The sequence below is a fragment of the Actinocorallia aurea genome (assembly GCF_054783995.1).
Genome location: NZ_BAAGPQ010000013.1, coordinates 88,503 through 102,065, shown reverse-complemented (window position 1 = coordinate 102,065; position 13,563 = coordinate 88,503). Strand labels below are relative to the sequence as shown.

Below are 13,563 nucleotides of genomic sequence, written 5' to 3'. Positions count from 1 at the left end.
CGCGCGTGCGAAGGCGGGCCGGGGGCTCGGGCTAGAAGACGGTGTCCTTGTCTTCGGCGATGAGGTGGTCGGTCGCGCGCTCGGCCAGGGCGGCGATGGTCATCGAGGGGTTGCAGGCCGCCGTGGTGCCGGGCACGAGCGCTCCATCGAGGACGTAGAGGCCGGGGTGGCCCTTCACGCGTCCGTCGAGGTCGCAGACGGCGCCCATGGCGGCGCCGCCGAGCGGATGCCAGGTCGAGGGGTAGAGGGCGGTGGTGTCGGTGAGGGCGGAAAGGGGGCCGGCGATCTTCGTGGCGCGCTGGTGGATCTTCCGGTAGAGGGCGTCGTCGGCGTCGGCGGGCCAGTGCAGGACGGCGTCGTCCTTGGCTGCGTCGTAGGTGAAGGTGCCGCGGCCCTGGCTGATGCCGAAGCCGACCATCATGGTCGAGCGGAGGTTCGGGGTCGGCGGGAGCGAGGCCTGGATGATGGTGTTGGCGCCTGCCGGGTCGGACCAGTCCTTGCTGCCGTAGATGACGGGGCCGCCCTGGGGGGCGCCGAAGTCGTCGAGGAAGTTGGTCCACAGGTAGATGCGGTCGCCGTTGGAGCCCCAGCCTTCGCCGAGGCCGTCGGGCATGTCGGGGATGGCGCCCTTGGCCGCGGCGCGCATGAGCAGGCGGGTCGTGCCCGCCTGGCCCGCGGCCATGACGAGGGCCTTGGCGGTGAGGATCTTGTTCTCCAGGACGGTCCCGTCGGTGGCGATCCGATCGACCCGCACCTCCCAGCGGCCGTCGGGGAGCTTGGCGACGTCGGTGACGTTGTGCTGCGTCGCGACGCTCACCAGGCCCGTCGCCTCGGCGGCGGCGATGTAGGTGACGTCGACGGAGTGCTTGCCGCCGTTGTTCACGCCCATCGCGCAGTCGCCGTTGGTGTACGACGGCTTCATCTCGCCGTCCAGCTCGCGCAGCGCCCAGGTCCAGTCGATCGGCATCGGGATCTTGGAGACGGCGTATCCGGCGCGCTCGGCGTTGCGGGCGAAGACCCGGGCGGGCTTGTAGGTCTTGCTGTTGATCAGCTCGTCGGGGGCGGTCTCGACCCGGAGCATCTGCGCGACGCGCCGGTAGTAGACCTCGTCCATGCGGGTGTAGTCGATCCCGGCCGGCATCACCGCCTCGAAGAGCTCGCGGGTCGGCTGGAGGGTCATGCCCTGGTAGACCAGGGATCCGCCGCCGACGCCGGAAGCGCAGATGATGTCCATCCCGTCGCCGAAGACCCGCTCCAGCAGGCCGGTGTAGGGGGTCTCGAAGCCCTTGAGCTTCATGCCGAAGAGCTCCACGGGGGAGCCGAGCCAGAACAGCCGCTTGTCCGGGGAGGTGGTGACGCGCGGGAAGGTCTCGGCGTTCGGCCCGGTCGGCCAGCGGACGCCGCGCTCCAGCACCAGCGAGGGGATTCCGGCCTGGGCGAAGCGCAGCGCCGTCACGCCTCCGCCGAAGCCGGATCCGATGATGACGACGCGATGCTCCTCGCGGGTCAGGGGGACCCGCCTGCCCGCGGCGCGCGCGGCGGGGGCGGCCGCGACGGCGAGCCCGGCGCTCGCGGCGGCGCCGGCGAGGACGGAACGGCGGCTGAGAACGGACATGGTGCTCCTAGCGATCGGGGTGGGGCCGCGCTGGAAGGCCGAGGGGAGGGGCGCGGCGCGGCCTGGCGCCGTCGCCCATGCGGGCTTCGCCGGTGGGGAAGTCCAGGTGGGGCGGCGGCTCGGACCGTGAAGACGAGCAGCGGACGCGGCCCCGCACGGGCGCCGCGCTGACGAATATGCGATTCTCAGAAGGCGGTAACGCGATTACGGGTGTCGGCCCGGCAGTACTTTTCCGTGCGCTGGACACCGGCGGTAGGCGGCTTCGGCCACACGGACGCCGGATCCGTTGTCACCGCGGCGAGAACCGGCGAGTAGGGGTCGGCGGCGGGGAGGGCCGGAAAGGCCCGTGAGCGGCGGTGGTCCTTCAGGGGCCGGGCACGGAGGGTGGGGGCCGGAGGACGGAATCGTGCGCGGTCCCGGCCCCTGACGCGCGGACCGTCAGGAAAGGGGTTCGGGGAGGGGCTCGATGAGGTCCTCGGCCCAGAAGGGCAGGCCCGTCGGGGTCAGGGGCGCCCGGCAGAGCGCGGGGACGGAGGTCACCGGGACGTCGCGCAGGGCCGCGCGCAGGCGTTGCGCGAGGACGGCCAGTGCCCACGGCGGCACGGACGCGGGCAGGTGGGCCGCGATCTCGCGGGCCTGCGCGTCCTGCGCGGTGACGCCGTCGACGGGTTCCAGGACGATGACGACCTTGGCGCGGGGTCCGTCCGGGCCGCCGTACTCCTCGGCCGCGCCGAGCCAGGCGTCGTCGACGGCGACCGTCCAGGGCGCGGCGTCGGCGGGCTGCGCGGCGATCGTGTGCCCGGCGTGGTGGAGTCCCCTCGGCAAGGTGACGTCGAAGAGGTCGCCGAGGGTGTCCGGGGCGAGGAGCAGCAGGGGGACCGCGTGCTCGAACTGCCCGGGCATGGGCGGGATGGTGAACGCGAGGCGCTGGATCATCGGGGAGAAGCCGTCTCCGTCAGGTGCACGGGCGGGGCGGTCTGGAGATCGGTGAGCAGGGCCTCCTGGCCCACCGCGAGTTCGGTGAGGATCCGGCGGGCGGCCCGCATGAGGTCCGACACGTCGGGCCCGGCCAGCTCGTAGATCACGCTCGATCCCTCCCGGTTCGCCCGGACGATCCCGTGGCGGCGCAGTACGGCGAGCTGCTGGGAGAGGTTGGAGGCCTCGATGCCGAGGTCGGCGAGCAGGTCGCGGACCGCGGTGGGGCGCTCGCAGAGCAGTTCCAGCACCCGGATCCGCACGGGGTGTCCGAGCATGCGGAAGAAATCCGCTTTGACCTGGTACAGCGGTACCGGCATACGGCTGTCCCCTTCTGCCCCGCATGACTGAGTGACTTGAAGATATCTTCAAGTCATAGGGAAAGAATCCAACCACAGTCGGTTGGCGGCCCGCGCGGATATCACCTCACGGGTCTGGGTCCCCGGCGGTGCGAAGGGCTCAGGCCCGGCGGGGATCGTCGCCGCGCAGGTCCTGGAGGAGGTCGATCTGCCCGGCGAGGACCTCGGTCAGGATCCGGCGCGCGACGGCGAGCAGCTCGGCGACCTGCGGATCGGCGAGGCGGTACCGCACGCTCGTGCCCTCTCTGCGCCCGGCCACCAGCCCGGTCCGCCGCAGCACCGCGAGATGCTGCGACAGCTGCGCGGGCTCGATCCCCACCTCCCGCGCCAGCTCAGCCACCGTGTGCTCCCCCTCGCAGAGCAGCTCCAGCACCCTGATCCGCGCGGGATGCCCGAGCGTCCGGAAGAACTCGGCCTTTCGCTGGTACAGCGGCGTTCTGGAAACCGGCCCGCGCGCGGCATCCCCGGTCATCCGCCGCCTCCGTACTCGACAACCCACCCGGCCCCGACCCTACCGGCATCGCCCCGACGAGCAGCGGCCCCGACCACGGCTTCCGTGATCGGGCCGGCTTCATCGGAGCTGTCGGATCGGAGGTGTCCAGGGTGATTCCTGCCCTGGGCTGGACGAGGTTCCGGGCACCGGCCTGTGCCCGGAGCCTCTCGACGGGGACGGTGTCGAGCGCCGGTGGTCCGCCGGGGTACTTATCGCGGGGACTTGAGGGCGTGGGCGACGAGGGCGTTGGCGTGGCCGTGGCCGAGGCCGTGCTCGGCCTTCAGCCAGGAGACGAGTTCGCCGTGCCGGGCGGGCCTTCTGTCGTCGATCAGGGCGATCCAGTGCGCGACGGGGTGCCCGTACTTCTTCTCGATCGACGGGAAATAGCTCGCGGGGCCCTTCACCGAAGCGTCCATCGTGTTCCTCCGTGCTCGTCGGGTCTGCTCACCTCCACGACGCGCCCGCTATGTGACAGGGAACGCGGCGCGTCAGCGGGGGCGGGGGACGGGGCCGCCGGCCCGGCGGGGCCGGAAAGGGGTGCGGGGGAGGGCCGGGGGGAGGTCGGCGAAGACCAGATGGCGCGTCGGCAGGGGGATCTCGATGTGCTCGGCGCGGAAGCGGGCGTGCAAGCGTTTGAGGAACTCGTGCTTGACGAGGAACTGGTCGTTGAACTCGCGGGCGCGCAGGACGACGGTGAAGTCGACGCTGTGCTCGCCGAAGGTGTGGAAGCGCACGAGGGCCTCGTAGCCGGGGATGCCCCCTTCCACCTCGGCCATCACCTCCTCGGCGACCTTCAAGGTGACGCGTTCGACCTGGTCGAGGTCGCTGTGGTAGCCGACCTTGGCCTGGAGGAGGAGGTCCATCTCCTGGCCCGGCTGGTGGAAGTTGGTGAGGATCGCGTCGGCGAACTTGGCGTTCGGCACGATGACGAGGTTGTCGGTGATCGTGCGGATGGTCGTCTTGCGCCAGTTGATGTCGACGACGTTGCCCTCCTGGCCCGTGCTGAGCTGCACGAAGTCGCCGGGCTCGATCGTCTTGGACGCGAGGATGTGCACGCCCGCGAAGAGGTTCGCGAGGGTGTCCTGGAGGGCGAGCGCGACCGCCAGGCCGCCGACGCCGAGCGCCGTGAGCATCGGCGTGATCGACACGCCGAGGCTCTGGAGCAGCACGAGTGCGCCGATGACGAGCACGACCGCGCGGCTGATGTTGGCGAAGATCGTCACGGAATGGGCGACGCCGGAGCGGGCGAGCGCGACCGCGGTGGCGAGCCCGCCGGCGAGGCGCGCGGTGGCGAGCGACACCGCGAGGATGAGCACCGCGATGAGGGTCTGGCCGACCGTTCGCTGGACCCCGGGGTCGAACCGGACGAGCAGCACGCCGACCCAGACGCCGCCCGCGAGGCAGGCGATGATCGCCAGATCGGACATGAGCCGCACCACGAGGTCGTCCCACGCCCAGCGCGTGCCCGCCGCGCGCGGCGACAGGATCCGCATCAGCAGCCGGACGCCGAGTCCCACCGCGAGCATGCCGACGATGGCGGCCGTCGCGAGCAGCAGACGATCCCAGGTGAGCGACTCGGGCACCGTGTTCCGTTCTGGCGGCGGACATGACTCTTCGAGGCCGATGGTAGGCCGCGGCCCGCGCGCCGGGCTCGGATAAATGGCCTTGACCTGCGAAAGGGATCGTGACTGTCACCGTCAGGACACATGGCGTAGCCGGGATCAGGTGAGACCCTGGGGACTGTCGGGAAACGTGAGGTGGCGGTCCGCGGCGACGATGTCGCGGAGGCGGGTGAGGCCGGTATGGATGTCGCGGTGACGGGTGTAGAGCGGGGCGAAGCCGAGGCGCAGGTGCTCGGGCGGGCGGTAGTCGGGCACGACCCCTTCGGCCTTCAGCGCCTGGCACAGCTGCCAGGCGGCCGGGTGGCGGAGGGCGAGATGGGAGCCGCGGCGGGCCGGATCGCGCGGCGTCGCCACCGTGAAGCCGAGCGGTGCCAACCAGGCGTCGGCGAGGCGCAGCGCGTAGTCGGTGAGGGTGCGCGCCTTGGCGGCGACGGGCTCGATGCCCGCGCGGGCGGTGAGCCGCACGCCTTCGAGCGCGGCGAGGCCGGAGAGCATCGGCGGCGTGCCGACGAGGAAGCGGTCGATCGTGGGCGGCGGCCGCCAGTCGGGCCCCATCGCGAACTGGTCGGTCTGGCCGAACCAGCCGTGGATCGGCTGGGCGAGGAGGTCCTGGAGGTCGCGCCGGACATAGAGGAAGGAGGGCGCGCCGGGGCCGCCGTTCAGGTACTTGTACGTGCAGCCCACCGCGAGGTCGGCGCCGGCCGCCGCCAGCCCGGTCTCGACGGCGCCGGCCGAATGGCACAGATCCCAGAGCGCGAGCGCGCCGTGCCGGTGGGCCGCGGCCGTCACGGCGGGCAGGTCGGCGAGCGCGCCCGAACGGTAGGAGACGTGCGAGAGGCAGACCAGGGCGACCCTGCCGTCCAGGGCGGCCTCGACGTCCTCGGTCCGCAGGCCCTCGTCGGTGTGGGCCCGCACCCTGCGCATTTCGAGGCCGCGCGCGGAGGCGATGCCTTCGAGGATGTACCGGTCGGTGGGGAAGTCGTCCGCGTCGGTGACGATGACGTCGCGGCCCGGCCTGGCGTCGAGTGCGGCGACGGCGAGCTTGTAGAGGTTCACGCTCGTGGAGTCCGAGAGCACGACCTCGCCGGGTCGTGCGCCGAGGATCCCGGCCAGCGCGTCGCCCGCCTCGCGCCCGACGGTCAGCCAGGAGTGCCAGCCGTCGATGAGGTCGCTCTGCCAGGTGTCCAGGGCCGAGTGCAGCGCGGCCCGGGTGGTTTTGGGCATGCGCCCGAGGGAGTTGCCGTCGAGGTAGACGGTGCCGGGATCGTCGATGACGAAGTCGTCGCGGAAGTCCGCGAGAGGGTCCGCCGCGTCGAGCGCGCGGGCCTCGGCGAGAAAGGGGTCGAGCACGGGCATTACCGTACAAGCAGGCAGCAGGCACCGAAGACCTCCGCCTCGTCCGCCGGAGCCGTGGGCCGACGCACGTGAACCGATCCGTCAAGGCTGCGGGTCGGGGTGGTTCCACGATCCAGCGGGATCCTTGGCTCCTCCAGCGCGATCGACGCTCGGCCGTCGGCGGCGCCGAGCCAGCCGAGGGCGGTGGGGCGTCGGGTCATGGGTGCCTGGGGTTGTGGGGCGTGGGGTCACGCGGGTCCGGGGTCACGCGGGTCCGGGGTCGTGGGGGGCCGGGGTCGTGAGGGTGTGGGTGGGTGGAGGAAGGCGGTGAGGGGGGCGAGCAGGGGGGTGAGGTCGGGGTCGGGTGGGACGGTGGTGTCGTGGGTGAGGACGGGGCCGGGGATGTCGAGGGGGTCGTAGCGGCCGGCGAGGAGTTCGGCGCGGAACTCCGCGAGGTTCGCGGTGTCACGGTGGCCCGGATGGCGGGAGGGGCCGGCGGCCCGCGCGGCGAAGCGGTGTAGGAGGACGTCGCCGCGGGCGTGGCACTGGACCTGGACGGTGCGGGCCCCGGTCGCGGCGATGAGGGCCTGGAAGTCCGGGCAGGAGACGCCGCGGCGGAAGTTGGACTCGGCCACGCAGTCGGCGCCCGCGGTGAGCGCGTCGCGCAGGAGGGGGAAAAGGACGGCGGCGGACGCGGCGCCCAGCCGCCGGGAGCGCTCCCGGTCCGACCAGCCGAGGCTGTCGAACAGCGCCTCCTTGATGACGTCGCGGCCGTAGTACGGGAGCGAAAGCCGTGCCGCCAGGGCGCGGGCAAGGGTGGTCTTGCCCGAGGCGGGCGGGCCGGACACCACGATCAGGGCCGCCATGCCGCGCCTCCTCTGCGCTCCGTAGCCTCGTGTGAGGAAGACGCTACACGCAGGTGCCGACATTCCCGGTGCGAGCGGCGGCGACGGGCCGCCCGGCCGGACCGCCCATGCGACCGCGTCAGTTGGGCCGTCCCGGCCGGGCTGCCCCGTGTTGGGCCGCCCCGGCTGGCCGCCCACGCGACCGCGTCGGTCGGGCCGTTCTGGCCGGGCTGCGCCGTGTTGGGCCGTCCCGGCTGGGCCGTCCATGCCGACCGTCTTGGCTGGCCGTCTTGGCTGGGCTGCCCATGGGGGCCGCCTCGGTTGGGCCGCTCTGGTCGGGCCGCCCGGGGTGGGGCGGCCCGGGGTGGTCAAAGGGTGAGGAGGCGGGCGGTGAGGTCGGCCTCGTCGAGGCGGGTGCTGCGGCCGTCGGCGATGACGGGCGTGCCGCCCACGATGACGGTGTCGACCAGGCGGGGCGTCGCCGTGGTGAGCAGGGACGCGGACGGGTCCCGGACGGGCAGGACGGCGAAGTCCCGCGCGAACCGCAGAAGGGTGAGGTCCGCGGGGGCGCCGACGGTGACGCCGCCGGACGACGCGGGGAGGCCCAGGACCCGGTTGGCTCCGGAGAACGCGATGTCCATCATCTCCGGCGCGGGCAGCAGGTCGGCCCGCCGGTGGAAGGCGCGCTGCACGTAGGAGCCCATCCGCAGCGATTCCAGCATGTCCTGGGTGTCGTTGCTGGCCGCCCCGTCGACGCCGAGGCCGACGCCGAGGCCCGCCGCGAGCATCGCGGGGACGGGGGCGACCCCGCTGCCGAGCCGCATGTTGCTCACCGGGTTGTAGGACACCGCGACGCCGCGCGCGGCGAGCCTCGCCATTCCTTCGGGGGAGAGTTCGACGCAGTGCACGGCGAGGAGCCTGTCCCACAGGAAGCCCGAGGCTTCGAGGAAGTCGACGGCTCCGAGCCCGGTGTGGGTGCGGCACATGTCGTCGTCGGTGGTGGTCTCCAGCAGGTGGATCGAGACGGTCATGTCCCGGGCCTCGGCGAACTCCCGGACGCGGGCCATGCCTTCGGGCGTCAGGCAGCGGGGGTTCGGCACGGCGAGCGCCATGGTGATCCGCCCATCGCCCTTGGCCGCGCGGGCCGCGAGCGCATCGGTGTGCGCGAGGGCCTCCTCCAGCGGTTGGACGAGCCGTGGGTCCGATCCCCACTTGCGGGTCGCGTCGACCCGGTCGGTGACGCCCCTTCCGAACACGACTCGGACGCCGACGTCCTCAAGGGCCCGCATGACGGCGTCGTGCAGTTCCTCGGAAGGTGACGGCCACATGTGCTCGACGAGGGTCGTCGTCCCGCTGCGCAGCGCTTCCAGCGCCCCCGACGCGGCGGCGAGGTAGGCCTGCTCAGGGGTGAGCGCGACGGTGTCCTCGGCCACCGACAGCAGCCACGTCAGCAGAGGCAGTCCTTCGCCCACACCCCGCATGAGCGTCTGCTGGAGGTGGGTGTGGGTGTTGACGAATCCGGGGATCACGTGCGCGCCGGCCCCGCCGATCCCGGACGTTCCGGGCACGTGGTCGCGGATCGCGGTGACGGCTCCGCCGTCGAACAGGACGTCCTGGTGGGGGACCCAGGCGCCGCCGGTGTAGACGGTGGCGTCGACGACGGCGCCCGGGGTGGTCGGGTCGGTCACTTCACGCCGATCTCGTGGTCGGTGAACTGGTCGGTGAAGAAGTCCGCGGGCTTCAGGTCCGCGGGCACCTCGACGCCCGCGCCCTTCAGCACGGGGGTGAGCATCTCGACCTGGTCGTTGACGCGGCCCTCGTCGTAGGTGCCGAGGGAGCCGTCGGCCTCGTTGGCGAGCAGGCCCTCGTCCTTGAGGAGCTTGGCGCTGTAGGCGGCCTCGCCCTCGCTGTAGGGGTTGAACGAGATGACCTCGGCGACCATGTCGGTGATCACCTTGTTGACCGCTTCGGGCGAGGTGATGTAGTCGACGCCGCTCTGCTGGATGATCGGGACGAGCTTCTCCAGGCAGGGGGACAGCTCCGTGAGCTTGTCGGCGCGCACGGAGACGTTCGCGGCGTAGGTGTCGTAGCCGACGTCCTTGAGGAGCTGGTAGGAGACGGGCTTGTTCCAGGCGGGCGTCTGCTCCTGGAAGGTGTAGGGCTCGGAGTTGGCGTAGCCCTGGAGGGCGATGTCGGGGCGGCCGGCGAAGCGCGCGGGCGAGCCGTCGTAGCTCTCGTCGATCTGCGACTTCTTCAGCAGGCCCTGGGCGACGAGCCAGGCCGGGTAGTACTGGCCCTTGGAGACGACGACGGCCGCGTCGGTCTTGCCGATGTCGCCGATCGTCTTCCAGTCGGGGAAGGTCGCCGGGTCCCACATGAGGATCGCGGGGCTGTGCGACAGCAGCGGGGTGACGCCGACGACGCGCTGCTCGGCGGAGGCGGCGACGAGCTGGTCGCCGTGGACGAGGCCGAGGGTGATGTCGTCGTCTACGTACATCTGGGACGGCACGGACTGGAAGCCGATCGCGGGTCCCCCGGCGCGCAGTTCCAGGTCGACGCCGGTGTCCTTGCCCTGGGCGACGAGCGAGCCGGTGACCGACTTCTTCTCGGTGTCGACCTTCGCGTCAGGGCCGAGCAGGCCGAACATGGCGCCCATGTCGGACTGCGGCTGCCACTGGAGCTGGACGACCACCTTCGCGGGGCAGGCCTGGCTGAGGTTCTGCGCCTCGGGGGCGGCCTCCAGGGCCGCCGCGGGGGCGGCGTCGGTGGCCTCGTCCGCGCCGCAGGCGGTCAGCGCCAGCGCGCCGACCGCGCCGGCCGCCAGCATCGCCGTGAACCTCTTCATCATGTGCCGCTCGCTCTCTGGCCGGCCCCATCGGAAGGTTTCCCTGGGGCTGATGTCTGGGAGTGGATTGCATGTAAACATGCGTTTGTGTCGGCGTCGTTAAATGTGGTTTCGAGAGGAAGATCCCTGCCAAATGCGAGTGATCGTAACTTCGTGTTACGTGGGCGACATAAATGGGGCGCAGGCTGGCGCCTGGAAATGGGGATTGCATGTAACCCGCATTTCGCCGGACCGGGCGCCCGCCGTACCGCCGGACCGAACCTGAGCAGAAAGGGCCGCCCATGTTCGCGGTGCCCGTCCTCGACATCAGCCCGTACCTGGCCCCCGGCGCGCACGCCGGAAACGACCCCGCCTGCGCCCGCGTCGCCGCCGAGCTCGACCGGGCCTGCCGGGAGGTCGGCTTCCTCCAGATCACCGGCCACGGCGTCCCCGCGGAGGCGACCGACGGCCTCGCCGCCGCCCTCGACGCGTTCTTCGGCCTCCCGCTGGACGCCAAGAAGGCCTACCGGCGCCCAGGGGAGAACCGGGGCTACTCGCCGCCGAAGTCGGAGTCCCTGAGCCGCAGCCTCGGCATCGAGACCGCCATGAACGACTTCTACGAGTCCTTCACCGTGGGCAGTGAGCGGTCCTGGTATCCCGGGCGCGACCTGCCCGAGGCGAGCTACGCCGGCAACACCTGGCCGGACGCCGCGCCGGACTTCCGCCCGGCCGTCGAGGCCTACTTCGCGCAGGTCACCGACCTGTCCCGGGTCCTCCTGCGGATCTTCACCGACGCGCTCGGCCTTCCGCAGGGGTACTTCGGACCGATGACGGGCCACTCGATCGACGCCCTGAAGATGAACAACTACGCGCTCCCCGAAGGCGAGGTCGCCGGGGAGGTGCTGGGGATGGGCGCGCACACCGACTTCGGCATCCTCACCGTCCTGTGGGCCGACCGGGTGCCCGGCCTTCAGGTCCTGGACTCCGGCGGCGTCTGGCACGACGTGCAGCCCGCCGAAGGCGCGTTCCTGGTGAACCTCGGCGACGCGATGGCCCGGTGGACCAACGACCGCTGGATGTCGACCGTGCACCGGGTCGACCCGCCCGTCGTGGACGGCGCGATCGTGCGCCGCCGCTCGGCCGCGTTCTTCTTCGACGGCGACCACGACGCCGTCATCGAGGCGCTGCCCGGCTGCGCGGACACCGGCTCGCCCGGGTACCCGCCGATCACCGTCGCGGAGAACATCGCCATGAAGGTCGCCGGCCTGAAGGGCGGCGCGCTGGCGGCCCAGGACCTGCGCGAGGCCGACCGGGTCCGCGCCGCGCGCTAGACGAGCCTTCCAAGGACCCCGCTCATGACCCGCATCCTGCTTCCGGAGCACGTCCGCGCGTTGGAAGACCTCCTCGGCGCGGACCGCGTCGTCTCCGGCGCGGACGCGGTGGCCCGCTACCTCAGGGCGTCCGCTCCGGGCATGTCCCGTACGGACGCCTTCGAGGCGGTGGCCCGCCCCCGCTCCGTCTCCGACCTCGTCGCGATCGCCTCGCTCGCGGCCCGGCACCGCCTCCCGCTCGCCCTGCACGGCCTGGGCGCGGGCCCGCACGTCCCGTCGGAACTGTCGGGCGGTGCGGGGGTCGCGGTGGACGGGCGGGGGGTGGCCGGGGTGGCCGAAGTGGGGCGCGGGAGGATCGCGGTGCTGCCGGGGACGCTGCTGCGGACCGCCGAGGAGGCGGCGCGGATGACGGGCCAGGAGCTCGCCGTGCTGCCCGGCACGCGGCGGGTCGCGACGGTCTCGGGGTTCGTGAGCGGCGGCGCGGACGGGCTCGGGTCGGCTTCGCACGGGGAGCTGGGCGACGGGAACGTGCTCGCGGCCGAGCTGCTCAGCGTGGAGGAGGAGCCGCGGCTGATCCGGCTCGAAGGGGCCGAGGTCGGCGCGGTCCTCGGGGCCCGCGGGACGTCGGGGGTCCTCACCCGGATCGAGCTGCGGCTCGTCCCGGCGCGGGAGTACACGGCGTTCTGCGGGGTGTTCGCCACCTATGACGCGTGCTGCCGGTTCGGCTGGGACCTGGTCGAGAGCGGACTCGGCGCACGCATGGTCTCCTTGCACGGGGAGCCTTCGGCGTCGCTGCCGATCGCGGCCTCCGACCTCTGCCCGGACGGCCCCGTCGCGCTCGTCCGGATCGACTCGGCGGCCGTCCCGGAGCTGTCCGCGCTGGCCGCCCGGCACGGCGGCCTCCTCATGTCCTGGCCGGACGACGAGGCGCTGCTGCCCTACAGCCACCGGGCGGAGCAGCCGTCATGGGTGCGCGCGGAGTACCCGGCCGAGGGGCGCGAAAGGTTCCTCGCGCAGGTCAGGTCGTCGGCGGGCCGTCCCCCGGGGGCCTATCTGCGCCACCTGGAGCTCCAGCGGACGCCGGCGGGAGGGGTGCGCTGCCTGGGCTTCCCGCCGGTCGCGGCGGCGGCGTCCCTGGACGAGGTCCGCACGGTCTGCGACTCCTTCGGGATCTCCCTGGTGGCCGGCGTCCCCGCCGAACCCCCGGCCCGCACCGTCCTGCGCCGCCGCACCGACCCGCACCGCCTGCTCACCGGCCCGCACGCGTGATCACGCGGGTTCGGCAGGTGTGATCGCGGGACGCGGCGCGGGCCGGACCGTGGCGACCGACAGCGCGTTGACGCCGACGATGACGGCGATCGCGGTCCAGGAGCGCGGATCGAGGTGCTCGTCGAGGACCAGCAGTCCGATGAGCGCGGCGAAGACGGGGTGGACGCTCATGAAGACGCCGAAGAAGCGTGGCGGGACGGTGCGCAGGGCGAGGAAGTCGGCGAGGAACGGGACGGCCGAGGACAGGACGCCCGCGGTGAGCGCGCACAGCAGGGCGGCGGCCGTCGGAGGGTGCTGCCACAGGATGATCGCGCCGACGGGCACGTAGGCGAGCCCGGAGACGAGCGCCGCCGCTCCGGAGCCCTGTACGCCGGGCAGCCTCTGCCCGACGGTCCGGTTGAGCATGATGTAGCAGGCCCAGCACACCGCGGCCAGCAGGCCCATGCCGATGCCGAAGTAGTCGGTGGACGGGCGCGGCCGGGTCAGCTCCAGGACGGCGACGGAGGCGGCCAGCGCGCAGAAGAGGTCGATCCGGCGGCGGGTCCCGGCGAGCGCGACGGCCAGCGGCCCGAGGAACTCCAGGGTGACGGCGAGGCCGAGGCCGATCCGGTCGATCGCGGTGTACAGGCCGAGGTTCATCAGCGCGAAGGTGGCCGCGAGGCCGAGGACGGGCCGCCACTGGGCCGCGGTGAAGGCGCGCAGCCGGGGCCGGCCCGCGGCCATCAGGACCGCCGCCGCCACCCACTGGCGCACCGCGACGACGCCGGCCGGCCCCAGGACCGGGAAGGCCAGCGACGCCACCGAGGCGCCCACCTGGTTGGAGAGCGCGCCGCCCACCATCAGCGCGATCCCGCTCGCCGACGCGCCGCCTTCGTCAGATCTCATACCGGTACTG

Annotated in this window: 13 protein-coding genes; 2 read left to right on the top strand and 11 right to left on the bottom strand. The window is 72.6% G+C overall.

Features of this window, described 5'->3' with window-relative positions:
- Positions 1-31: 31 nt before the first annotated feature.
- From ACYVOM_RS17555 to ACYVOM_RS17510, 10 genes are all read right to left on the bottom strand, one after another.
- On the bottom strand, positions 32-1,615 hold the full coding sequence (locus ACYVOM_RS17555) for a GMC oxidoreductase (protein ID WP_460304467.1): 1,584 nt from the start codon (positions 1,613-1,615) through the stop codon (positions 32-34).
- Positions 1,616-2,053: 438 nt separating this feature from the next.
- Positions 2,054-2,551, bottom strand: coding sequence for a hypothetical protein (locus ACYVOM_RS17550; RefSeq protein ID WP_460304466.1), 498 nt, complete (start codon positions 2,549-2,551; stop codon positions 2,054-2,056).
- Complete coding sequence (locus ACYVOM_RS17545) at positions 2,548-2,910, bottom strand: ArsR/SmtB family transcription factor (protein WP_460304465.1); 363 nt, start codon at positions 2,908-2,910, stop codon at positions 2,548-2,550. The genes ACYVOM_RS17550 and ACYVOM_RS17545 overlap by 4 nt, the downstream gene beginning before the upstream one ends.
- A gap of 139 nt (positions 2,911-3,049) precedes the next feature.
- A complete protein-coding gene (locus ACYVOM_RS17540) occupies positions 3,050-3,421 on the bottom strand; it encodes an ArsR/SmtB family transcription factor (RefSeq protein ID WP_460304464.1) in 372 nt (123 codons plus the stop codon).
- Positions 3,422-3,651: 230 nt separating this feature from the next.
- Positions 3,652-3,858 carry a DUF4287 domain-containing protein gene (locus tag ACYVOM_RS17535; protein WP_460304463.1) on the bottom strand — a complete coding sequence of 69 codons (207 nt, stop codon included), beginning with the start codon at positions 3,856-3,858 and terminating at the stop codon, positions 3,652-3,654.
- A 72-nt stretch (positions 3,859-3,930) separates the two neighbouring features.
- Positions 3,931-5,025 carry a mechanosensitive ion channel family protein gene (locus tag ACYVOM_RS17530; RefSeq protein ID WP_460304462.1) on the bottom strand — a complete coding sequence of 365 codons (1,095 nt, stop codon included), beginning with the start codon at positions 5,023-5,025 and terminating at the stop codon, positions 3,931-3,933.
- Positions 5,026-5,163: 138 nt separating this feature from the next.
- Positions 5,164-6,414 carry a kynureninase gene (gene kynU / locus ACYVOM_RS17525; protein ID WP_460304461.1) on the bottom strand — a complete coding sequence of 417 codons (1,251 nt, stop codon included), beginning with the start codon at positions 6,412-6,414 and terminating at the stop codon, positions 5,164-5,166.
- A 233-nt stretch (positions 6,415-6,647) separates the two neighbouring features.
- Entirely contained in the window at positions 6,648-7,265 is a 618-nt protein-coding gene (locus ACYVOM_RS17520) for an AAA family ATPase (protein WP_460304460.1), read from the bottom strand.
- A 347-nt stretch (positions 7,266-7,612) separates the two neighbouring features.
- Entirely contained in the window at positions 7,613-8,932 is a 1,320-nt protein-coding gene (locus ACYVOM_RS17515) for an amidohydrolase family protein (protein ID WP_460304459.1), read from the bottom strand.
- Positions 8,929-10,092 carry a nitrate ABC transporter substrate-binding protein gene (locus ACYVOM_RS17510; RefSeq protein WP_460304458.1) on the bottom strand — a complete coding sequence of 388 codons (1,164 nt, stop codon included), beginning with the start codon at positions 10,090-10,092 and terminating at the stop codon, positions 8,929-8,931. Before ACYVOM_RS17510 ends, ACYVOM_RS17515 begins: the two co-directional genes overlap by 4 nt.
- A gap of 278 nt (positions 10,093-10,370) precedes the next feature.
- Between ACYVOM_RS17510 and ACYVOM_RS17505 the strand changes: the two genes are divergently transcribed.
- Both ACYVOM_RS17505 and ACYVOM_RS17500 read left to right on the top strand, forming a co-directional pair.
- Entirely contained in the window at positions 10,371-11,399 is a 1,029-nt protein-coding gene (locus ACYVOM_RS17505) for an isopenicillin N synthase family dioxygenase (protein ID WP_460304457.1), read from the top strand.
- A gap of 24 nt (positions 11,400-11,423) precedes the next feature.
- On the top strand, positions 11,424-12,668 hold the full coding sequence (locus ACYVOM_RS17500; RefSeq protein WP_460304456.1) for an FAD-binding oxidoreductase: 1,245 nt from the start codon (positions 11,424-11,426) through the stop codon (positions 12,666-12,668).
- Here the strand turns inward: ACYVOM_RS17500 and ACYVOM_RS17495 are convergent, their stop codons facing one another.
- Complete coding sequence (locus ACYVOM_RS17495; protein WP_460304455.1) at positions 12,669-13,553, bottom strand: EamA family transporter; 885 nt, start codon at positions 13,551-13,553, stop codon at positions 12,669-12,671.
- Between the last annotated feature and the right edge of the window lie 10 nt (positions 13,554-13,563).